The sequence below is a fragment of the Acidisoma sp. L85 genome, from assembly GCF_009765865.1.
In the GTDB taxonomy this organism is placed as follows: domain Bacteria; phylum Pseudomonadota; class Alphaproteobacteria; order Acetobacterales; family Acetobacteraceae; genus Acidisoma.
On the sequence record NZ_LMUQ01000076.1, the window covers coordinates 81,876 to 104,282 of the forward strand.

At 56.9% G+C, this 22,407-nt stretch carries 16 protein-coding genes; 10 read left to right on the plus strand and 6 right to left on the minus strand.

The genetic code is table 11. From position 1 onward, the window contains the following. Both GSQ83_RS26235 and GSQ83_RS26240 read right to left on the minus strand, forming a co-directional pair. Positions 1–870: nucleoside-diphosphate sugar epimerase/dehydratase (locus GSQ83_RS26235; RefSeq protein ID WP_216850593.1), on the minus strand; the 870-nt coding region annotated here is incomplete at its 3' end. 562 nt (positions 871–1,432) lie between these two features. Continuing rightward, positions 1,433–2,632 (minus strand): NAD(P)-binding domain-containing protein, encoded by a 1,200-nt coding sequence (locus tag GSQ83_RS26240; RefSeq protein ID WP_254065920.1) that lies wholly within the window; start codon positions 2,630–2,632, stop codon positions 1,433–1,435. 252 nt (positions 2,633–2,884) lie between these two features. Between GSQ83_RS26240 and GSQ83_RS26245 the strand changes: the two genes are divergently transcribed. Beyond that, entirely contained in the window at positions 2,885–4,165 is a 1,281-nt protein-coding gene (locus GSQ83_RS26245) for an ATP-grasp domain-containing protein (RefSeq protein ID WP_158805821.1), read from the plus strand. A 715-nt stretch (positions 4,166–4,880) separates the two neighbouring features. Here GSQ83_RS26245 and GSQ83_RS26250 read toward each other — a convergent pair. Both GSQ83_RS26250 and GSQ83_RS26255 read right to left on the minus strand, forming a co-directional pair. After that, positions 4,881–5,585, minus strand: coding sequence for a carbonic anhydrase (locus GSQ83_RS26250; protein WP_158805822.1), 705 nt, complete (start codon positions 5,583–5,585; stop codon positions 4,881–4,883). A 242-nt stretch (positions 5,586–5,827) separates the two neighbouring features. After that, the gene (locus tag GSQ83_RS26255; protein WP_158805823.1) at positions 5,828–6,151 is read right to left on the minus strand and encodes a hypothetical protein; all 324 of its coding nucleotides are present in this window, start codon (positions 6,149–6,151) and stop codon (positions 5,828–5,830) included. A 581-nt stretch (positions 6,152–6,732) separates the two neighbouring features. Here GSQ83_RS26255 and GSQ83_RS26260 point away from each other — a divergent pair. Beyond that, positions 6,733–6,879, plus strand: a complete 147-nt coding sequence (locus GSQ83_RS26260) for a hypothetical protein (protein ID WP_158805824.1) — start codon at positions 6,733–6,735, stop codon at positions 6,877–6,879. Positions 6,880–7,050: 171 nt separating this feature from the next. Here GSQ83_RS26260 and GSQ83_RS26270 read toward each other — a convergent pair whose 3' ends face one another. Further along, positions 7,051–7,917, minus strand: a complete 867-nt coding sequence (locus GSQ83_RS26270) for an acyltransferase (RefSeq protein WP_158805825.1) — start codon at positions 7,915–7,917, stop codon at positions 7,051–7,053. 357 nt (positions 7,918–8,274) lie between these two features. Between GSQ83_RS26270 and GSQ83_RS26275 the strand changes: the two genes are divergently transcribed. The 8 genes from GSQ83_RS26275 to GSQ83_RS26310 all read left to right on the plus strand — a co-directional run bounded on the left by GSQ83_RS26275 (position 8,275) and on the right by GSQ83_RS26310 (position 19,976). Continuing rightward, entirely contained in the window at positions 8,275–10,596 is a 2,322-nt protein-coding gene (locus tag GSQ83_RS26275) for a glycosyltransferase (protein WP_158805826.1), read from the plus strand. A gap of 5 nt (positions 10,597–10,601) precedes the next feature. After that, positions 10,602–11,849: an FkbM family methyltransferase gene (locus GSQ83_RS26280; protein WP_158805827.1), complete on the plus strand. Its 1,248-nt coding sequence runs from the start codon at positions 10,602–10,604 to the stop codon at positions 11,847–11,849. Positions 11,850–12,234: 385 nt separating this feature from the next. Next, on the plus strand, positions 12,235–14,556 hold the full coding sequence (locus GSQ83_RS26285; RefSeq protein WP_158805828.1) for a hypothetical protein: 2,322 nt from the start codon (positions 12,235–12,237) through the stop codon (positions 14,554–14,556). 72 nt (positions 14,557–14,628) lie between these two features. Next, complete coding sequence (locus GSQ83_RS26290; RefSeq protein ID WP_158805829.1) at positions 14,629–16,044, plus strand: UbiA family prenyltransferase; 1,416 nt, start codon at positions 14,629–14,631, stop codon at positions 16,042–16,044. Between the two features lie 1,147 nt (positions 16,045–17,191). Then, positions 17,192–17,338, plus strand: coding sequence for a hypothetical protein (locus GSQ83_RS26295; protein ID WP_158805830.1), 147 nt, complete (start codon positions 17,192–17,194; stop codon positions 17,336–17,338). After that, positions 17,323–18,267 carry an NAD(P)-dependent oxidoreductase gene (locus GSQ83_RS26300; RefSeq protein ID WP_254065921.1) on the plus strand — a complete coding sequence of 315 codons (945 nt, stop codon included), beginning with the start codon at positions 17,323–17,325 and terminating at the stop codon, positions 18,265–18,267. Before GSQ83_RS26295 ends, GSQ83_RS26300 begins: the two co-directional genes overlap by 16 nt. Before the next feature lie 9 nt (positions 18,268–18,276). Next, complete coding sequence (locus GSQ83_RS26305; protein WP_158805831.1) at positions 18,277–19,554, plus strand: NAD(P)/FAD-dependent oxidoreductase; 1,278 nt, start codon at positions 18,277–18,279, stop codon at positions 19,552–19,554. Continuing rightward, on the plus strand, positions 19,551–19,976 hold the full coding sequence (locus GSQ83_RS26310; RefSeq protein WP_158805832.1) for a GtrA family protein: 426 nt from the start codon (positions 19,551–19,553) through the stop codon (positions 19,974–19,976). The genes GSQ83_RS26305 and GSQ83_RS26310 overlap by 4 nt, the downstream gene beginning before the upstream one ends. Before the next feature lie 66 nt (positions 19,977–20,042). Here GSQ83_RS26310 and GSQ83_RS26315 read toward each other — a convergent pair whose 3' ends face one another. Further along, on the minus strand, positions 20,043–22,397 hold the full coding sequence (locus GSQ83_RS26315) for a hypothetical protein (protein WP_158805833.1): 2,355 nt from the start codon (positions 22,395–22,397) through the stop codon (positions 20,043–20,045). Positions 22,398–22,407 lie beyond the last annotated feature (10 nt).

The following is a 22,407-nucleotide window of genomic DNA, read 5'->3' on the forward strand; positions in this document are numbered from 1 at the left end:
GCCCTGCACCAGATATGGCATGATGTAGACATCCGCCAAAACTGCGCGCAGATGCCCACTCAACCGAGATACCCGGATTTCATGATCGGATGACGGCGGCAAGGCGATGATAATGCCATGCAGCGTCGCCTCTCGGCTCAAGGCGATGAGGTCAGCAATCGAACCACGAACCTGTCTCTGGTCAGGCGCCCTTGGTCCATCATCAAAGACGCCAACCACTTCAAACGCCTTGCCAGACTCCTTCGTCAAACGCTCGGCAATGCGAAAGGCATGCGCGTCCCAGCCTACCACCGCGATCTTGCGCGTAAATCGCCGCTCAACCGCAGGGTGCCGCAGCACCAGAGTGCCAACACTGCGTGTCACAACGAGAGCAGCGGTGGCAGAGACGAACCACACCAGCGGCGTCTGCAGGAGGAGGGGCTTACTCCAGCCGAGAATCCAAAAGACTAATCCTTGCGCCAGAGCTGCCATAAATATAGGCGGCACAAAAGAACCGAGTTGCCGGAGGGTTAACGAAAACTCAGGAAGAGACGCAAGGCGACTTCGACTCGAGGTCAGAAAGAAGACCAATACGGCAACGAGATCGCCAACCGCCAACACCTCGTCTTGTCGGCCCGTTAACAAGCTGCGAGCAATCCACCCTGTGACTAATGTCGCAACCAGAACGACCGTGCCATCTAACCAACGGAGCACACTCCGCAGTGCGGGATGCGAAGAGAGAGGCACCGCTGGCTGTATAGACGCCGCGCGGGACGCATCTGTGGCCGCTCCAGAATCGCTTGGCGACGTCGTTTGATAATGCGCCTGATCTGAAGACTCATCTGGTGAGAGACCTTCCGGCTTCGGAAATTGAAGGATCGTCCCGCTCATACTGTTTCCTGTCGTATCAGGTACGATCTCGACCGGACCGGACGCACGTTTCACATCTACGTCCAGCGAATCGGACTGACGCAGTCCAGGATAAGAGATTATCTGAGATTGGCTACTGTAGTCAGAATACCTTCTTCAAACTGCGACGGTCAACTGCTTGATGCACCGCACCATGGTCAACTTTTCGAAGGCTACAGGCTTATTTATTTGAGATGGAGCGCTAGTGTCTGTCAGTGTTCTAACGCTTAGGTTGATTTGATTGTATGGCGTTCTCGCATCGCGAGTGCCGTCCCTAATACTTTAGATAGCTGACGAGGCTAAGTTGGTTACCTCTTTTGGCCGATGTATTACACTCTGGAGGAAATTTCTACTTCTCACTCAACTCGTCCGGGCATGGTTTTGTCACGCGAGGGCCGTTTGCCCAAGGACGCCTTGCCACTGTAACTCTAATTGCTCGGAGTTGTCGTTTCCGTCTTTGCTGCTTCGCACGAGGGAAACCCTTGTGACTAGTCTGAGCATACCATTGGCATAGAGGCATTCGGTCGCGATTTAGCCTAATCAATCACGTCTCGCGAAGGATACGATGTCGGCGAGTAAGGTGATTCGCCAAATGCCGAGAAGTGAATTTTGCCCCCCATGCAAAGCGTAGCAGTGGACCGAAGCTATTGGCCGCTGAAGGCCCTATGAAATAGAGTCCGCGTACTGATGACTCAAAATGAGGCGATAATATCGGTGTGTTATGCACATTCGCAATGTGGCTGCGCAATTCCGTATCCAAAAATACTAACCGATTGAGATCGACTTTGTAGCCCGTTCCAGCAATAACATGGTCGGCTACGACCTCCTCTGTCTCACCCGCAGCGTTTTCGAACACAAGATGGGCAACTTTTCCATTCGCCTTAGCATAACGGAGGCTCATATTGAGTCGAATATCCACTTTGCCTTCAACAAGCTGTCGACTAACCCAGCCTGCCGCCGGGCCAAGATGACCTTTTGTGACACGAAGCCTGAATCTTTCAGGCATACTATGAAACACGAGCGGCAGGTCTGAAGCCATTCGCGAGCGCCACCCAAGGCCTAGGCCCGACCTGGGTTTAAGAAGTCGCTTCGCAGCAAGGTTAACGCCGCGCCGACCATCTGGCGGATGGTGGAACCAGACCTTTGGTCTGCGGGTTAGAATCTGTGTATCGGCGCCTGCTTGATGTAGGAGGCCAGCCATATCGACAGCGGAGGAACCTGCACCGACGACCGCGACCCTTCGGCCAGAGTATTGCTCGACCGGTCGTTGTTGGGATGTATGAGAAAGTAGTTCGGGTGGAAGTCCCACTAGCTCGGCGGGAATATGTGCATAGTGGGTAATCCCGACAGCTGAGACCACCCGTCTTGCCCGAATGACTTCGCCGTCATCCAGGCGAAGCGTAAAACCACCATCTTCGACGGAGACGCGGGCCACAAGTCGTGTGTCAAGATCGGGAAGGAGCTGCCGCTGAAATTCGAGGCCATACGAATAAAATATATCAAGCGGGATCGGCACCCCGACATCAGCGTAGGAATGCCCATTGCGTTCACAAAACGCTCGCAAGGTTTGTTCGTGTTTTGGGTCGAATAGGTCCGATGCAAAGCCTTCAGACTTCAGATACATCCCGCGCGGCATATGGCTGCTCCACACGGCCATAGGATCACCAAAGATCCTAAAATCAACACCACGCGCTGCTAGGTAGGCTCCGAGTGACAGGCCGTAGGGACCCGCACCAATAATCACGACATCCGTAACTCGTCTCATTCTCTAGATTTTCCCAAGGCTACCGTCTTCGTCATCCGAAATCTAATCATCTTGCTTATTTTGACCGTCGTGTTAACGAAAGGCTAGTCACATTGCTGCGGCATCCGGTCCTCCTGACAACCCGTATGGCCTGCTCGACCAGATGACAAGGCAACCCCGCTCCTACACATGGCAAGACGTAGAATTCTCATCGCGACTACAACCTGGTGGCCATCTGCTGCACGTTTGGCGATGGCTTTTAGTGCAGCAGGTGCGGATGTCTTCGCTTTATGCCCTATTGGCAACCCTTTGTGCGTACTGCAAGACGTTAAAGCGACCTATACCTACTCGTCGGTGGCTCCGCTCCAAGCGTTGACCCGCGCGATCCGCCTAGTGGAGCCAGATCTTATCATACCGACGGACGACCGCACGGTTGCGAATATGCATGCACTGCACGCGGCCACATCCACCTTTCGCCCAGATGAACCTCAAATTCGCGATGTCATAGAGCTTTCTCTGGGTCATCCCGACGGCTTCGCGATAAGCGGAACGCGTCATCATCTGCTTGAGATAATGAGGCAGGAGCGCATCGAAGTCCCCCTTGGAGCGGCGCTTACATCCGTGGAAGATGTGCGGGCATGGTGTCGAACTTGTGAAGGGCCTTGGATTCTCAAAGCCGAAGGGAGCTGGGGAGGCTCCGGCGTCATGCTGGTGCATAGTGTTGCAGAAGCTGAGGCGGCCTTTGTCGAGATGTCGCATCCACTGGCTTTTCACAAAGCTCTACGGATATTACTAGTCGATCGAGATTCATTTCCGTTCGTACAGTTTCTGCGTCGTGAGCGACGGAATGTTATGGCTCAGGCGTATGTCGCTGGCGACCAGGCCACGATCATGGCAGCCTGTTGGGAAGGACGCATTCTGGGAGCTATCGGCGCCTCCGTTCTCTCCTCACAAGGTCGAGCCGGCGCCGCAACCATTCTCCGTTTAATCGATTCTCCGCGAATGCAGGCGGTAGCTGAGCTCGTGGCACATCGTCTTCGCTTGTCGGGGTTCTTCGGCTTAGATTTCATCATTGATCAATCTGACGGCCGGTTCTGCTTAATAGAATTAAATCCCAGAGCGACTCAATTAGGTCACATCCGTCGAGGAGGAAATGACCTGGCGTCGCTCTTGTTCGCTAAAATTTCTGGTGGTCCGACACCGTCTACAGCGACTCTCGATCACGGTCCAGTAGTCGCATTATTCCCGCAAGCGCTTCGCTTCAATTTCAGCGCAACTGAGAAGTATGCCGCTACCCTCGACGTTCCATGGAGTGAGCCAAAGCTAATTCGCGAGCTATTGCGGCTACCTTGGACAAAGCGCAGTCCATTAGCCCGCCTGGAAGCGCTGATGCGTAGAAATGACGCCTTTGGTGTCGCACCCGATCCGCATAAAGCTGCTGAGATCATCTCGGCAATTGAGAGTACGAACACAGGATTAGAGGTAGCTAATCCCAATTCAATGCTGAGAAGGCGCGGTCAAAGCATTACTTAGGCGTCGGGCGTGGCACAGGTTATTGTTCCGGTGTTGACCAACGTCAACCTGTGGCCACGATGCAGGTCGCACCCGAGGCTTATGAAAGCGATGCCGGGGATGGCGGAGGAGCTTGGTTTTGCCGGCGCTGCCGCTCAGCCACTAGGCTGGCAAGGTTCACGTTGGCAGACTTCAGGCTATCAGTTGGCATCACTGTTCAGGACCCGGTGACCGCGCCAATCCGCAGGCTGTAATTAGATGCTTCCAGCAGTCAAACCGCCAAATACGTGCTGCGAAAGTCGCCGATCGGAGACACGACCTTTGGTCAGCCCTGACGCGTTGCGCGGCGTGCCCCAGTCCTTATAGAACGTCCGTCTCTCCGTCTCTCCGCTGAGCCGGCGACGTGATGTGCCACGGTCTCACTGGCCTCTTGGATACGCTTACGCGCTGCCTCGCGGACACCACGAGTAGCTAGATCTCGCAATAGAGTCTCCAAGCCGATCCCTTGACTGTGCGCCTGGACTTCCAACTCGTCGCGTACGTCATCATCTAGACGAATGGAGATCGGGACGCCACAGCACGCCTCTCTTGAATGTCCGATCAAGCTTTCGATGCGGCCTTCGCCCGGAACACCGGTAGATTTATAAAGCCTCGCGGGCCAACCAAGTAAGGCATTAAGCCGTTACGAGCGGCGGCTGGCGATGTCCACAAACTCCGCCGGTCACGAGGCTCTTCGCTAGGTCAACAGCGTGGCCCTGCCGGTCCCAAGATCGTAAAAGGCCGCAGCGATACTTAACTTGCCCTCTTTAACCAGATCGGAGAGCACGGGCGAAGCGTCGCGCAGCAACCCGGCCTGGATCGTCGCATTGACCTTCTCGGCAACAGTCAGATCGCCATCGGCGCGATCAATCGCCGGCCGAATAAAGCGATAGAGCGTGCTGATCTGGCCGGGCACCGCTTTTCCTGCCATTGCGGCTTTCACAGCGCCACATCCGGAATGCGCCAGAACAAGGATGGTCCGTGTCCCTAACACGGCGGCACCATATTCAAGGCTAGCGATGATCTCGGCACTCGCGATATTGCCAGCGACGCGGGTGACAAAGACGTGGCCGATGCTCTGATCGAAGATCAACTCGACAGGTACGCGAGAGTCGGCGCAGGCAAGAACGGCGGCGAAGGGTTCCTGTTTGGCAACGGTGTTCTGCTGGAGGATGTCGAGATCTTCCTGGAACGAGGTAAGGTGCTTGGCGACAAATCGCTCGTTCCCATCCATCAGCATTTTCAGGGCAGCGGCGGGAGAGAGCTCGCTTTGTGCCCTCGCCGCAGAGGCGAAGGCAGTCGCTGCGAGCAGGCCCCCCGCCCCGAGCAAGGCGGCACGGCGGCCGATCTGTGTCGGGCCGACGCAGCATTGGCAGCTGGTTCCGGCGGCGTGTAGGGTCATGGTGATCCTCCCGAGCGAAGCCTAGCAGTGTGGCGGGGTTTCGTCATGCGCGATACGGCGGTCGCCTTGCCATGGTCTGAGGCTGGCGACAGGCTGGAATATCGGCAGCCAATATTTGCCGAGGGGACGAGATTTAGGCGATACGCGACAAGGCCACGCTGCAGCGGAACGTCCTTGAGGAGCGGAGACCCGATTTCCTGGTTATCGTGAAGCAGCAGTCTGCTGGCGATAAGCGTGTCAGCTCAGTTGCCGATATTTTCCTTGCGCTCGAAGGAGGGTGCCGCTTCCGAGTCACGCGTGCCGAAATCTTGCGCGTGCCGGATGTGCCACAACCGCTCATGCGCAGCGACGACCAGGTTCACGGATTTTCGAAAGTCGATTTCCCTCGATCGTGACGTGGCCGAGACCATCGTCTCGAGGATATGCAACAACTTCAGAGCGACTGGGAAATTATGCTGATCACAGGCTTGATGGAATGCCAGCAAAATCTTGTCGGAGAGCCGACGGTTGCCGCGGGGTATGGCTTCGTGACTGACGATCGGTGCAGGGTCGTACAAATCTTGCAATGTATTCCCTCCAAAGTAGGCAAAAGGCTCGGCGTTTTAGCGATCCCCTCGATCTAGCTTCGGGAATCAACGATTGGATTACGCTCAAAATCAGAGCCCATAATAATTATTAATTTTGTACCGACGGCGGAATTGCGCAAGCACTATTTACTTCGAACACACAAATCAACGCGTGTCAGCTGTCTAATAAAGCTTGGGGCAGGACAATAATCCAAAAGAAAATTATATTCCGAATTTTAGAGCGCTCCCGGAGTAAAATCTCTCTTTGAAGAGAAGCGGCAATTTTTATTCAAAAGTTGCCCAGGGCTATTGTGGAGCGTTCCAGAGCGGTTAGTCTACATCGCTCTTTTGATCGTGTGGTTTGTAGGCCCACTGAGGCCGGTGGCATGAGATGGCGGCTAGTGCGATCGTGACCCTTCAACCAACGCCGAGCATGAATCCGCCTTCGCAAAGACAGAGGAAAATAGAGCTCGCTAAATATTTTGGTTCGTAGGCATGGATGAGTGACACGCGAGCAGGTCATGTCGATACCGGTATTGCCTGCGATCGAGTCCGGCGGCCAAGAGGGAGCGTTCTGAAACATGATCGCCGCTCTGAAAGCGCGAGATGCCGAAAATTCCGTCTTGCGGAAGCGTATCATAGAGCTTGAAATCGAAAACCGCCGTTTGTGGGATGCCCTGCGGGCGACCGGAGAATTGCTACGGAACCTCGTCGCCGAAGATGATTGAGAGAGATTGTCCGCTGCGCTAGCTACCAACCAACCCAGCAACCTGCGCAGCTTTTGGCCATACCCGGCGTGCCACGCGATGCCCGGCGGCAAGGAGGGGGCGTTCCATCCAGAGATGGATGACAGCCGATCCTGTCAAGGTCGTGAGCAGGCTGCGGCGATTGCGGCATCGTTACCCACCAAGAGCCATAGCTTCAAAGACTGCGCGGCCGATAACGCCATGCACCAGATAGACCGCAAAGCTGCTCGCCGCCAGGAAACGCAGAACGGGCCCACTCCGCAGCCTTGGGTTGAAGTGGAAGAACAGCACGAAGACCATGCAGGCATAGGCGAAGCTGATCAGATAGGAGTGCTTGCGGGCAGGAAGGATTGGTGGATGGTCTCGATGCCATACAGGATGACGCCGAAACAGGCGGCCAACGACCCCGTCATGCCGCCCGGCCCCATTGAGGCGGAGAAGAGGAAGAAGTCGGCGCCATACCGCCGACAGAAGGCAGTCGTTGCCGCGGGCACGGCCAGATTGACCGCCAGGGCCAGCAGGGGCCAGCGTGCGGCCATGGGTCAAGGCGACCAGCAAGTAAAATTGCACCTCGATGACCAGCGTCCAGGCGACGCCGACGTAATTCACCTCAGGCGTGGAGAACCAGCTGACCAATGTCACGTTACGCAGCAGGCTCGCCCATCCGACGGTGTCCCACAGCGCCGGCCGTAATCCGATCGACAGCAGCACGAAGATCGCCAGCAGTGGGAAGATGCGGAAGAACCGCTTGACTAGGAATTCGGCCACGCCCTCACGCGCGGCGACATGGGTGATGACAAAGCCGCTGATGAGGAAGAACAGGCAGACCGCCAGCCAACCGCCGTGCTGGATGACGCCGAGCGGCGTCAACACATAGGCATCGACTGCCGCGACAAAACGCGGACGCGTGCCATGTTCGCTCCTCCACCCTGCTAAAATGTGATCCCAGACGACAGCCCAGGCCGCTATGGCCCTGAGATAGTCGAGAAAGATAAATCGCTGGCTAACGCTTTGGTTCAAGTCAGCACTAGCCCGAAGACGCGCACCCTCATCCTCCTCCCTTGCAGGAAGGGAAAAGTGAGGGCTGCGCGATTCGGGCCGGTGCCGAGTTAAATCAAGGGTCGGCCTTTCTCAAGCGCTCTCTAGACCCCGGTGTTAGTCTGGGCTAGGGCAGGCTTCAAGGCATACCTACCGCCCCATGAGGACAGTACCTAAGCCGCGATCGGAATATGAGCCCTTGCAACGCCCCGCCTCCTACTGTCTCGTGAACCAATACTGATGGCAAACGCGCAGGACCAATTACGGGATACCGCTTTTGACAGGAAGCCGTCAGAGGGTCTGGCGATCTTTACTATCTGCTCAAATAACTATGTTTCCATGGCGCGCATTTTTATTGCGACGGCCAAGAAATTTCATCCCGAAGCGACCGTATACCTCTGCCTCGCCGACACGCTTCTGCCGGAACCCGGCTTCTACCCGGAGGATTGCCGCGTTGTCCCGATCGATACGCTAGATATCTTCGACTTCTGCGCCTTCGCCTTCCGCTACGATGTCATGGAGCTCAATACGGCGGTCAAGCCGTTCATGTTCCAGCGCCTCTTCGCGCAGGGCCATGACACCGTTCTCTACTTTGATCCGGATATCGAGATCTTCTCCTGCCTTGACCAGATCCTGACTCCGCTGCGCAAGGGCGCGTCCTTCGTGCTGACGCCGCATCTCTGCGCACCTGCCGAAGGCGATGCCTATCCCGACGATATCGGGATCATGAAAGCCGGCATCTACAATCTCGGATTTCTCGGTGTGCGCACTTGCGACGAGGCGGAGACGATCATCGCTTGGTGGGCGCGGCGGCTGCAGTATCAATGCATTAACGACCAAGCCGGCGGAATTTTCGTCGACCAGAAATTCATCGACCTGGTGCCAGGCTTCGCCGAACATGCCCGCGTCTTGCGCGATCCGACCATCAATATCGCCTATTGGAATCTGGCGCAGCGCGATCTCGCCTTTGACGGCGAGATCTGGACCGTCGATGGCCGCCCGCTCGGCTTCTTCCATTTCAGCGGCTTCGATCCCGCCCGCATGGACCGCCTTTCGAAACATTCAGTGGCCTTTCGGGATGACGCGATCACGCTGCCGCTCGCCAGGCTGATGCGGCATTACGGCACGCAGCTGATCGCCAATGACCATGGCCGCATTCCTGCCGGCCTCTATGCCTATGGGCGCTTCGCCTCCGGTACGCGCATTCCACGCATCGCGCGCGAGATGTTCCGCAACCGCCATATCACCTGGGCCGCGGATCCCTTCGAGACCTACGAGGATTATCTGAATGCCCCGCTACCGGGACAATGGACCGGCTCGTCCTCCTTCATCGTCACCAATCTGATGGGCTATCTGCATAGCCTCAATCCCATGCTGCAACAGAAGTTCAATCTTTCGCAGCGCGATGGGGTAACCGGCTTTGTGAATTGGTTCATTCACCATGGTGAGCCGCATATCGAGCATAGCGGCCTCACCGAGCCGGTTGCCGCGCGCGCCGGGTTGCATTCCGATCTGACGCCACGCACGCCGCCGCCGCCGCGGTCCACGGCGGAGGCGGAGATCAATGTGATCGGTTATCTGCATTCCGCGCATGGCCTCGGCGAGGCGAGCCGGCAGATGCTGCGCTCCCTCAATTATGCTGCGCTGCGTGCGCGGGGGCTCGAGACTTCGCTCAACTCACTGTCGGATCGCACGGATACGAGCTGCGAAATGCTGATCGAGCCGCAAGCGCAAGGGCGGTTCCAGCTTTTCTGTATCAACTGTGATCAATTGCCGCAGGTGATCGATCACCTCACGCCGTTGTTACGGCCGGATGCCTATCGCATCCTGGCGCCGTTCTGGGAACTCTCAAATCTGCCAGATGCATGGCTGCCGGCGACCGAGATGGTCGATGAGATCTGGGCGCCGACGCGATTCATTCAGACGATGCTGGCTAAGTCCGTGCGAAAGCCAGTGCTGCGGATGCCCCTGATGCTAGATTTCCCAGTGCCGGCGGAGGTCGATCGCGGCCGGTTCAGCCTGCCGAAGGGCAGCTTCCTATTCTTCTTCGCCTTCGATTTCTTTTCCTTTATCGAACGCAAGAATCCCATGGCAATCATCGCTGCGTATAAGCGGGCGTTCCGGGAAAAGCGTTACGACCGGCCTGTCCAGCTTGTCCTGAAGACATTGCATGCCGACAAGCTTCCGGAATCGGGGCGGGCGTTACGCGCGGCGATCGAGAGTGATCCCGATATCATCTTGATTGAACAGAGCTTGAGCCGCGAGGAAACGCTTGCTTTGATAGCGGCTTGCGACGCTGTGGTGTCCTTGCATCGCAGCGAAGGTCTCGGGCTGTTGGTGGCTGAGGCGATGGTGCTCGGCAAGCCGGTGATTGCGACGGATTATTCGGCGACGACGGAGCTGGTGACGCCGCAGACCGGCTGGCCGGTCGATTACCGGCTCATCCCGGTGCAGGCCGGAACCTATCCTTTTCATGATGGCCAGGTCTGGGCCGATGCAGATATCGATCATGCCGCCTGGCAGATGCGCCGCGTCGTCGAGGATCGGCCAGAGGCCGAGCGGCGCTGCGCGGCCGCGCGCGCGCTTATCCATCGCGATTATGGCATGGCGCCGGTGTCGAACCGGCAGCTTGCCCGGCTAAGAAGCCTCGAAGGAAGGTAAGCGAAATGACACCCTCCCCGACCGAGGCCGCCCTTGTGCAGGCCACACCCGCCGGTGAACCCTTCACCTCCTACAGCGCCAATTTCGAGGATGTGATCCTGCATCGGCTTTTTCCCGACCGCCAGGATGGCTTCTATGTCGATATTGGCGCAGGGCATCCGAGGCTGGAAAACGACCTCTATGCCTTCTACGAGCGCGGCTGGCGCGGCATCAACGTCGAGCCGAATGAGGGTTTCTTCGCACTGCTGCGACAGCTGCGGTGCGACGACCAAAATCTCTGCATGTTGCTCTCGGACATCGCCGAAGACCCTCTCACCTACTACGAAGTCGCGGGTTCCGGCCTATCGACGTGCGACGAGGTTCAGGCTCGCGCGCATGCCGCGCATGGCCACGAATTGCGTGCCCGTATCCTGCCGGTTGGCACCCTCGCGGGGGTCCTGACCGATGCCCGGCCCCGCCATATCGATGTGCTGAAGATCGATGTCGAAGGTTTCGAGGAAAAGGTGCTGAGCGGCAACGATTGGGAGAGGTTTCGGCCCTCTGTTGTGCTGGTCGAGGCGACCTACCCGGAAAGCGCCGAGCGGCGCCCAACAAATATTCGCGGCTTCATGGAACAGCGCGGCTATCGTCACGTACATTTCGATGGCTTGAACGACTTCTATCTCGAGCGATCTTTTCCGTTGCCTGCAGGCCTGACTCTGCCGCCGAATGTCTTCGACCGTTTCGTCTCCCACCAGATCGCCGACTTGCGCGCCGAGGTGGGCTCGCTCCGCACGAGCTGCACGGCGGCCGAGGACTATAACCGGTCGCTGCTAGCAGAACTCAAAAAACAGGCAGCGGCTAATGCACTGCTTACCGGCGCCCATGAGAAGGCGTTCCAGGCAACGAGCGTGCTCTCCGCAGAGAACCGGCGTCTAGGGTTACGACTCGCTCAGCTCGAACCGGAGAACCGTCGCCTGCGCAATGCGACAGAGCAGATGCGTAGCGAAATACTGACCCTAAACCAACTCCTCGAACCGCTCCATGCCGCTACTGAAGAGCTTCATGACGCTACTAAAGAGATGGAGCGCCAACGCACGGAGCTGGACAAGCTTCGGGAGGAGATGCGCTTAGCCCACCTGGCGCTGTTGCAGCAGGAGAGCGAGACGCAACAGGTTCGCAACCGATTGCAGCACATCTATGCCTCGCGTTCTTGGTGGATGACAAAGCCCTGGCGCTTCATCGGCCGAGTGCTGAGGCGGTTTGAACAGTGAGGTAAACGGAAAGGATCGAATGGGACGGCTGGCAGCCCAGATACCGCAAATGCGCCGTTTTTGAAGAGGCATTCCGCTAACGTCACCGCGCCATAGTCGCAAAAGTCCGGGCTTTGATTAAAGGGGATCCCTCAAGCCTCAGCATGCCGCTTCAACTGGAGTTCCCAAAAGCAAACTTGATAGCGCGTGTTGCGGCCGAAGACTGTCTCTTCTAATGACAAGCACATGGTTTTATGGCCTAAACCCACATATCCGCATCTCCAGGTAACGATTGATTTAAGACAGGTGCTATTCTGACTCCTACATCCTCCATTCATAGCCCAAGATTGACATAATGGACTTAACACGCCTTCGGCGACTATTCGCCAGCGCTTCGGACTTGGTGTTGGCGATTCTGATCGTCATCACAAGCGCGGTGATCTTCGTACCCATCGCACCCCTATTCCCGCTCAACACGCTGGATAGCGGATGGGCCTTTGCTGTGAACGTCGCCGTCGCCAAGGGCTTGGTCTTCGGCCGCGACCTCATCTTCACATTTGGGCCTTATGCGTCGGTCTATACGACGCAATACCACCCCGCGACAGATGCGCAGATGCTGTGGAGCGGCGGCCTTCTGGCGATTTCCTTTGCTATGAGTCTAATATGTCTTACGCGGGGTGTTTATAGGCTAGCCGCACTTGGGCTGACGGTCTTTCTGGTTTTTACGCTCCGAGATACGCAGTTCTTTGCAATACCCTTCACGTCACTGCTTTTGATCTGTCGTGTCGCGGCACTCTCCGGCCACCCCATGCATATCACGCCAAGTGTTCGAGTTGGGCTGACGCTGGCGCTGCTGGTGGTCACTCTTAGTCTAATGCCGCTCGTGAAAGGGACCTTTGTCGTGTCTTCCGGCGCGGTCATGGCGCTGGGCTGTCTGTTGCTTATTGAACGTAGACACGGGCTGCTTGCGGCAGCCGCCGCTTTGCTTTTTGTCGTGTCGATGTCCATCTTGTGGACAATGGCGCGACAACCTCTGGTGGCTTTGCCTCGTTTCTTCCTTGATCAAGTACCGATCACCAGTGGCTATACGGCCGCCATGTCGGTTCCGGGTCAGGAGTGGCAAATCATCTTGTACGTCTTGTGCTGTCTGCTGCTCGGACTGCAGAATCTGCGGCTTCTCTACGCGCTCGGCACCGCTGGTCGCATTCTCTTGCTTGGCGTCGCCTTCTTGTTGTTCTTGGTCTTCAAGGAAGGCTTCGTACGCGACGATACGCATTCTCTTATCGCGGCTGGAATGCTGGGCGTAGCAGGCTGGACGATGTTGCTCAGCGGACAACGGGGATTCATCCCGTTCGTGGGTCTATTGGTCGGGGTGACGGGATGGGCTGTTATCGATCATTCGGAGACTGGCCTAACCGCCGCTACATTGGCATACCGCGTCGAGACGCCTTTTATCGTCGCGGCAGATGCCCTGACAACCCGCTGGCATTCTCCTGCTCAGTTGGAGCGACGTTATTCTGATAACGTGAAACAGATTCGAACCGCGCAGCCGCTTGCACACCTGGTTGGCACGACGGACATCTATTCCTTCGGCCAATCTGCTCTACTGGCTAATGATTTAAACTGGGCACCCAGACCAGTGCTGCAAAGTTACTCTGCCTATACTCCAAGCCTGGCTCGCAGAGATGCCGAGTATCTGGCCAGACCCAAGGCTCCCACGACCATCCTTTTTGCCGTGCAGCCGATCGACAATCGGCTGCCGTCTCTTGAGGATGGTGCCAGTTGGCCAGCGCTGCTGACCCGTTACAGCATCATTGGGTTCGACGGGGACCTTGCGGTCCTGAGAAAGCGCACGACCCCGACGACCATGAGTCCTTTGGCAAACACACCCGAACTCTTTGGGATCTTCCATCTCGGTGAGCCGATTATCTTGCCAAAGAACATCCCCGTGGTCTGGGCACGCGCCAACGTCAAGTTAACCTTGTGGGGCAGGGTCATGTCGTTGCTCTTCAAGCCGCCTCACCTCAATATTTCATACCTCTTCCCAGATGGGCACAAGCAGACCTTCCGCTATATCGCGGGAATGGGAGAGTCCGGTTTCGTGGCTGCGCCGGTCATTCAGAGCACAGCGGATTTCGTTGCCCTCGTCCTGCCTGAAGCCGCTGATCATTTTGCCGGGAGCCGACCCGTGTCCCTGTCTATCGCAGCGGACCATGGTACCGGATGGCTATGGCGGTCTTCCTTTACGGCGCAGTTCCTCGCGGCGCATATCCCCGCCCAGCCCGGCGTGACTGGTTTATTCTTTAGTCCCATGAAGACTACGCGGGCTCGAGTGGCGGACCTGCCGTCGACCTCCGACTGTTCTATTGATAGCATCAATCGGATGCCGGCCGCGCAACGTCCCATTACTGTGAGTGAGATCCTTCGCGTGGATGGCTGGGCGGTGATCTCTCCCAAGAATGGGACGGCGCCAGACTCGACTGTCATCACATTGACGGCGCCCGATGGAACAGTGGAGACCACTCAGGCCAGACAGATCCTGCGCGGGGATGTAAATCGCCATTACGCAAAACCCAATATGGGCCCCGTTGGGTTTGTAGCCTCGGCGGATGTGACTTCCTTGAAAGGCGACTATTTGCTGGGGCTGGAACAATCGCTTGGTAGCCAGACATGGGTATGCAGGACCCAAATTCCGCTTAACATTGCCGCCGTCTCGACCGGAGATTGATTGGATGTTTCGACATCTCGCGTCGACACAGGGTGTTACCCCAGGCATCCACGTTGCGGCAGTCATCTCGGCATGAGCGACACACCATGCCTAGTTGTCGATCTCGACCGCACCCTTCTTATGGGCGACTCGCTGCATGAGCAGCTCATCCAGGGGTTCTTCTCCAATCCGCTCCTTTTATTTATGTGCTTCTTTAGCCTGCTTCGCGGCCGTGCCGCCTTCAAGAAAGCGGTTGCCACGAACTTCGCGATTGATGCAAACACGGTTCCAATTCGTGAGCCGTTTTTGACATGGCTGCGCGAGAAGCGCGCGCATGGTTCGGAACTCCATCTTTGTACGGCGGCTCACCAGTCCATCGCCGGTTCGATCGCGGATCGGCTCGGTTTATTCGACTCTGTCATCGGGAGCATCGATATCAATCTCAAGGGCCAGTCCAAGGCTGACCATCTTGTTCGGATGTTTCCGGGCGGATTTGTTTATGCCGGCGACAGCCACGCGGATCTTGCGGTCTGGAAGCAATCGCAAGGCATTGTATTGGTCGGGACGACGGCTTCTGTCGAGCGAGCTGCTCGCGAGCTTGGCAAGCCGATCGAAGCGTCATTTCCAGCCGAGCGCTTTTGCATCCGTGATTGGCTTCGAGCGATCCGTATTCATCATTGGGCAAAGAACGCGCTCATCTTCATTCCCCTTTTGCTGGGCCACGATTGGAACAATCTTCGGGGAATTGTGACCACCCTGCTGGGTTTTCCCATATTGCTTCTCCTGGTTTCTTCAACCTATCTGATCAATGATCTCGCCGATCTGTCGAGTGATCGTGCGCATTGGTCGAAATGCCATAGACCGATTGCGAGCGGACGCATCTCTGTCTTCACTGCGTTTTGCGTCGGCATAGGGGGTATAATCACTGCGCTGTTACTGGGATTCTTCGTGGCCGTTCCCTTTGGCATCGCGCTCTCCAGCTACCTTGCGATCACGCTGGCCTATTCCTTCGGATTGAAGCAGGTACCCCTGCTGGACATATTCATCATCGCCTTTCTGTTCACCCTACGCGTCATCATGGGAACAGTCCTTGCCGGACAGCACTACTCAGAGTGGTTATTGGCGTTTTCAATGGTCTTCTTCTTCTCACTCGCGGCGGCAAAGAGACACACGGAATTACTTCGGACTTTAGCGAAGGGCGGCGTTGCGGCGCGCGGTTATCGCGCCGAGGATACGATTGTGACCGCGATATTCGGTATCGCGACAGGCGTAAGCTCAACCCTCATTTTAGCATTGTATTTTACCGAGGACAGTTTTCAGAGTGCAACCTACCATCGGCCGGCGGCCCTCTGGATCATGCCGCTTTTGGTCAGCATCCTGATCGGGCGCATATGGCTTCTTGCTCAGCGCGGCGAGATGCGAGACGATCCGGTAAGTTTTGTCTTGCGCGACCGCAGCATGCTGGGGCTCGGCTTGGTGGGCGCCGCGGCGTTTCTTCTCGCGCTATGAAACAGTGCGGGAACCGCACTTCCGCCCGACCGATGCGATCCAGTCCTGGGTCGTGTCTCGCCGCGTTTCGCATCACATACCGCGCCTCCCGCTTCGCGTGACGAGGCAGTAGATTTCGCTACAGGAAGAGTAGTCGCCGAAGAAATGGAGTTGGCCATAGGACTTGGCCGCTTCTATGATGATAGGGGCTCCAACCCGGATGGTGCCGCCGTGATGACGACGGCGCTCGTTCAGCTAGCTGCGTTTGCCGAACCCGCGTTGTTACGAGCGGAAACGGGAATATCCCTCGGAGCGTTGCTGCAATTTCTCATACCCCTTGGGTTCTTATTGCCGGTGGCCCTGGGCGCACGGCGCGTCACGCTTGGGCGCCCGGTCGCCAATGATGTACATCGCAAGATCCACTAAGGAGCGCGGAGTTCCGGCTACTGGGTTGCACGCTAGGCCTGGTGCGGCTAAGGACGGCCGCATGCCGCAGGATATGTTCAGGCGCAGATATCCGCACCTCTCCCCATTCGCGTCGTTCGTCGACCCTAAATCTTCCTCGGCTTTCTAGCGTAGATGCAGGCATGATGGCCAGACCAGAGAGTAAACGAGTCATCCTCCTGAGTGCGACCTCGGCCGTGGCGCCAGCGGCGGCACGGCTTTGTGCCGCCGCTGGCGCAAGCCGGCTCCTTGTCAGACGGTGGGGACAGGATGGAGGCCATTGCATCCGATCTGAAGCACGGGATGCTGCACATATTGAGTTTGCCGTCTGCGGCCTGCCTGCTCGCTCGGCGAGGTCGCCATAATGTTCGATAGTTTTGTGAGTCAACTCGGCAGGCTGGACCACGCGCTCAGTGCTTACGGCCTATTGGACGATTCGCATGTTGGGGCAGAGGGTGCCCACGCTGCCGAGTGCGTGATCCGGACGAACTTCACCTCCGCGGCCCTTGGATCCTTGAGGTGGCGAAGAGGCTGGAAGGGCAAACGTTAGGTGCGCTCGTCGAGCTTGACTCCATTACGGCTATGGGACGACAAAGGCGGCGCTCGCAACGCTTGTCGAAGGTGTGGGTCAACGGTTCGGCTCGCATGGATCATGCGCGGTCATCGTCAAACTCGAGCCGATCGACACACCCATGACGGCCGGGATGAAGAAGGGCGACGCGATATGGACGACCGTGGAAGCGGTCGCGGTGATCGTGCGACGCTCATCAACCGTAGCGGTTTGGTTGTCTACGCCCAGGAACGCCGGCAGATGATCGTGTTCATCATCCAGAATCTGCCGGCCGCGATCTTCAATTGGACAAAGCCGTAATGCGCCGGGTTGTTATTACGGGCGCCGCTGGTCTGGTAGGGCAGAACCTTGTCGCTCGATTGAACACTCAATCGAATCTCGCGATAATTGGCATCGACAAGCATCCCGCCAATACGGCCCTTCTGAGGAAAATGCATCCCGAGGTTGAAGTGATCGAGAGCGACCTAGCCCACTCCGGAAATTGGGCGGGGAAGTTTGCCGACGCCGACGCCGTCGTATTGAGCCAAGCGCAAATCGGCGGCTTACGCCGCGCAGAGTTTGTCGCTAACAACATCACCGCGACGGAACGCATTCTCGAAGCGGCCGCACTCCACAATGTGCCCTACATCATCCAATTGAGTTCCTCCGTCGTAAACTCCAAGGCGGACGATTTATACACTGAAAGCAAGCGAGCGCAGGAGCAACTGCTGGATGCCTGTTCGATCCCGCATGTCATTCTGCGCCCTACTTTGATGTTCGGTTGGTTCGATCGCAAGCATCTCGGTTGGCTGCGCCGCTTCATGGATCGGACGCCGATATTTCCGATTCCGGGCGACGGCCGTTATCTTCGTCAACCGCTTTATGCCGGTGACATGGTTTCGATCATCGAGGCCTGCCTCGAGCAGCGCCATACCGGAACCTACGACATTTCAGGACTCGAGCGCATTGAGTTCGGAGCTTTGATCCGTCTTATACAGGGGATCGTACAGCCGAGAGCTCACATCCTAAATATCCCGTACAGCCTCTTTTTCGCCTTGCTTTGGGCCTATGGGAGATTGGATCGCGATCCGCCTTTCACTATCGGCCAGCTTAGAGCTCTCGTCATTCCCGAAACCTTTCCTGTCATTGACTGGCCCGAAATCTTCTCCGTCAAACCCACGCCCTTGAGCGACGCTCTTCGAGAGACGTTCCTCGACCCGCGCTATTCCAAGATTACACTTTCATTTTGAGGGATGTGCATGGCTCGTGTCGTGATTTTAGGCGCTGGCATCATGGGATTAGCGGCGGCCCTTCGCGCGGCTCAACTTGGACATCACGTAGACGTTCTGGAGGTTGATAGCCGCGCCGGCGGGATGGCGGCCCATTTGGATTTCGCCGGTGTTTCCATCGAGCGATTTTACCACTTCGTATGCCGCTCCGACGCAATGACGTTTGCGATAATGGACGAGCTTGGAATTAGCGACCGGATGCGCTGGGTGCCGACCTCATTAGCGTATTATATTGACGGCCGCCTGCATGACTGGAGCACGCCGCTCTCTTTGCTGAAATTCCCGCATCTCGATCTCATCAGCAAGTTTCGCTATGGCCTCCAGATGTTTCTCGCTACGCGTCGAAGGAACTGGTCCGATCTAGATGCCTTGCCGGTCCGCACTTGGATCGAGCGCGGGTCCGGTCGTCGCGTCTATGAAACACTCTGGCGCCGTCTTTTGGAGCTCAAGTTTTTCGAATTCTCGGAAGACGTTTCGGCGGCATGGATCTGGACGCGATTGAAGCGCGTGGGCACGTCCCGCCGCTCCCTTTTTCAGGAAGAATTGGGCTATATCGAGGGCGGTTCAGAAACGCTGGTCACGGCACTATGCACGGCCGTCGAGCAGTTGGGAGGCCGTATTCACCTTTCGCGACCGGTGCAGCTGGTTGAGGCCAAGAACGGACGGGTCATAGCAGTCCATGCCGGCGACCGCATCTTTCCTGCCGATGCGGTGATCTCTACTGTTCCAGCGCCTCTATTGCCCGAGCTGGTGCCGGACCTGCCCGATGATACGAAGGCCGCCTACCGTGCCATCCGCAACATCGGTGTCGTCTGCGTGATGCTGCACCTAAGGCAAAGAGTCTCGCCATATTTTTGGGTTAACATCGTGGATCCCACAATTGAGATTCCTGGCTTCATTGAATTTACCAATCTACGGCCCGTGGGAGCCAATATCGTTTACGTTCCGTATTACATGCCAGTGACTCACGAGAAATGGCAATGGTCAAACGAGCGTTTCGTGCAGGAAGCTTTTGGCTACCTGAGACAGGTCAATTCCACGCTCAGAGAGACCGATTTGCTCGACTCTTCTATTGGCAGGCTGCGATATGCTCAGCCTGTTTGCGGTCCGCGGTTTCTGGAGACGCTTCCGAAGGTTCAGACGCCAATCGCCGGTTTGCAGGCTGCTGACACCTGTTATTATTATCCAGAGGATCGCGGAATTTCCGAGAGCGTCCGATTCGGACGCTTGATGGCGGAGGCGCTATGAGCGCAATCCAAGCATCTCGCTCACTGCCGCAGTTTGTCCGCTTCGTTATCGCGGGTGGCATTGCGGCATGCGTCAATATCGCAATCCGAATCCCGTTCGGTTGGATCATGCCCTATAGTGCTTCAATCGTCGCCGCCTATCTTGTGGGAATGACGACAGCCTTCCTGTTGGCCCGCCTGTTTGTGTTCGACGCCTCGCACCATTCCACGGCCAGCGAATATTTGCGTTTCACGCTGGTAAATCTTATATCACTCGCACAGGTTTGGCTGGTTAGCATCGGTCTGGACAGAGTGATATTCCCGTGGTTGGGAATGACGTGGCATTCCCCTACGGCGGCACATATCATCGGCGTGGCCAGCCCCGTCCTGACGAGCTATTATGGTCACAAGTGGTTTAGTTTCCGCGGCGCGTTGTCGATTTAGCTGACCGCAGAAACCGTCACACTTGGCAAGCGGTTCGAGGACCGGGCCGCTTGCCAGCTGCCCGCGTCAGGCTTTCTCGATAAGGGCGTAGCAACTGCCCAGGTCTTCCTCACGCGTGTTGCCTTCAAGGAGATTAAAGTGGCTATCTAAGACCTTCCAATTCTTTGAGGCGAGATGTCGTTCGAATGAGTTCCGGCTATACCTTGACCCCCAGGTCCATCCGGGAGCGGGAGTCTCAAAATAATCTGCATCGTTATTCGCAATCGAGACGACCGTCTGGACTATTAAAAATCGCCTAGCGAGCCTATAGGATTTTTCCAGGATCTCGTTGGGGTTACTGACATGATAAAGCCCCCCGACGTTGGCGACGATATCCACCTGTTCCAGCCGATCGATATCAGCAACGTCCATCTTCTTCAGGCTAACATCCAAACCCAATCTATCCGCGATTGCGGTCAGAACGCCGGATTGGCTATCACGGTCGGTATCGACACCGTAGCTGCTTGTGGCTCCAAGATGGATCGCGCTCATGGCGAAGAATCCATCGGCGCAGAACAGTTCAGCGAATGAGACCTGATCAGAAATGGTCTTTTTACATTTGGCAATGGCAAATTGGATGTAGGCAAGGATGATGGGCTGTTTACTCAGCTGATTGCGCGCATACATTCCAGGGATTTGCGTGTTCTCCACACCAAATAGTGCATAGGAGTGATAGACCGGCGGCAAATCATCCAATACTTTGAGTCTTACTGGTTTGCTGTCCGACATACGGATCTCCGGCTTCGAGTTATTGAGGTTGCCGCGTGAGGTAGCGGAGGAGGTGGGGTCACGCCACTCCACGGCATCTTCCCCGCGCAAAAGCGCTACGAGTGTTCCATCCAAGCCGATCTGACCCCTGGCAAGCATCTGCAATGGCGCCAGGCCAGCCGATTGCCCGTGAGCTAGAGCCGGAAACAGGGCGCCTCCGTAGGAGGATAGTGCGTCTTCGCAATAAGCTTCCGCCCCGGAGAAAATAGTTTGAAGGTGCGGAAAGTTCTTCTGTGCGACGTCGCTATCGAGAAAGACTGGCATCGGATAACCCATGGCATTAAGCGAGAAGTGCGATACCGCACCATGTGGTGCGGTGAATAGCGCCTCAAGGAGTTTACGCTCCGTCGAACCGAGCATGGGTTGGCTGCCGTTACTAAGGCCGGGATTATCCCGGAAGCAGCTAATGGCCAGTCCCTCGGCCAGCTGTGTGTCTCCGCCCGTCGCGTCGTGCGCAAGGTGGAGCCCCAACAATGGGCGTCCGACGATTTTCTGCAGGGCCGCCTGCGTTGCGGCTGAACCGCCGAGATCGACCAGTCCCAAAACGCCGTTGTCATCTAGAGCCAGGCTACGCCAATAAGCCATGAAACCCGCGTGGTTGGGCTCAGCCTGTCTGACTATCTCCCGTTCAAGTGTGTGGAGAATGTGCTCGACATAGCCGCTATCCTCGGGAAGCGTGACCTCGGTTGTGAGCGGCACGCTGGGTGGACCGCGAAAGCCGATGCGGGTGTCGAGTAATTCCGCGACCGTCGTCCGGGCACTGGCCTCCGCCAGGATATGGCTCGCATCGAAGTCGACCGCTTGTGATGCCGCGAGCACGAGCCTTGGCGAGACGTAGACGTATTCTCCCTCTGGGAGATGGGTCTGACGCAGCCTTAACCTTAGTCGGTTATAGGCATCGCGCAGAAAATATCCTTGGCGCGAGGCGAAGAACAGCCGGCTGCAATGTGATAGTGCCGCCACATTGAACAGCCACGCCATGAAGCCCAGCAACAAGGGACCGAAGACGACGTAGCCGAGCTCATGCTCGGCTACGATCGAGATCACTTGACTCTGCTGGGCGCAATAGGCGCGGCTTGCGATCCGCTTGGCGAATGGGGTCAGGATTAATTCGCTTCGCCAGTCGCGGCTGCCCTCGGAATTTGTGAAGACCAATCGCCGCCAATCGACCGAGGGGATCGCGGCGCCGTCCCAATCACGCGACCACGCCATATTGCCGGCCAGCCGGTCATCGGCGATCAACAGAATTGCCGCGGGCGTCACGGCTTCCTTCGCGGCCACGACGGTGCGAAATTCGGCCGGGTCCGCCTGGGGGGAACGCTCCGCGGACAGATACACGTAATCAAAATGCTGTAGTAGGTTCCAGATCTTCAGCGCGTTCGTCACATAGGTGCGTGGAAGCTGCGTGTTGCTGACGATGATCTTTCTCTTCATTCGATGCGCGGCATATTCGACCAAGGCTACGACATCGAGACGCGGCGCCTGAGCACCCATCTCCATCTCAAGTTCAAGCGCGCAAGCTTGCGCGACGACGCCGCTTGACCAGACATCATCCGTCACGAAACAGTCATAGATTAGGCTGCGATCGAGATCTTTTCCCTGCCCCAATGTCATTCGCGCCATG

What these genes read in the sequence shown, in the direction of transcription:
- GSQ83_RS26280 (WP_158805827.1), top strand. Translation starts at nt 10,602, where the DNA reads ATGACACCCTCCCCGACCGAGGCCGCCCTTGTGCAGGCCACACCCGCC.
- GSQ83_RS26260 (WP_158805824.1), top strand. Translation starts at nt 6,733, where the DNA reads ATGATCGCCGCTCTGAAAGCGCGAGATGCCGAAAATTCCGTCTTGCGG.
- GSQ83_RS26250 (WP_158805822.1), bottom strand. Translation starts at nt 5,585, where the DNA reads ATGACCCTACACGCCGCCGGAACCAGCTGCCAATGCTGCGTCGGCCCG.
- GSQ83_RS26315 (WP_158805833.1), bottom strand. Translation starts at nt 22,397, where the DNA reads ATGACATTGGGGCAGGGAAAAGATCTCGATCGCAGCCTAATCTATGAC.
- GSQ83_RS26275 (WP_158805826.1), top strand. Translation starts at nt 8,275, where the DNA reads ATGGCGCGCATTTTTATTGCGACGGCCAAGAAATTTCATCCCGAAGCG.
- GSQ83_RS26290 (WP_158805829.1), top strand. Translation starts at nt 14,629, where the DNA reads ATGAGCGACACACCATGCCTAGTTGTCGATCTCGACCGCACCCTTCTT.
- GSQ83_RS26245 (WP_158805821.1), top strand. Translation starts at nt 2,885, where the DNA reads ATGGCTTTTAGTGCAGCAGGTGCGGATGTCTTCGCTTTATGCCCTATT.
- GSQ83_RS26305 (WP_158805831.1), top strand. Translation starts at nt 18,277, where the DNA reads ATGGCTCGTGTCGTGATTTTAGGCGCTGGCATCATGGGATTAGCGGCG.
- GSQ83_RS26310 (WP_158805832.1), top strand. Translation starts at nt 19,551, where the DNA reads ATGAGCGCAATCCAAGCATCTCGCTCACTGCCGCAGTTTGTCCGCTTC.
- GSQ83_RS26295 (WP_158805830.1), top strand. Translation starts at nt 17,192, where the DNA reads ATGGACGACCGTGGAAGCGGTCGCGGTGATCGTGCGACGCTCATCAAC.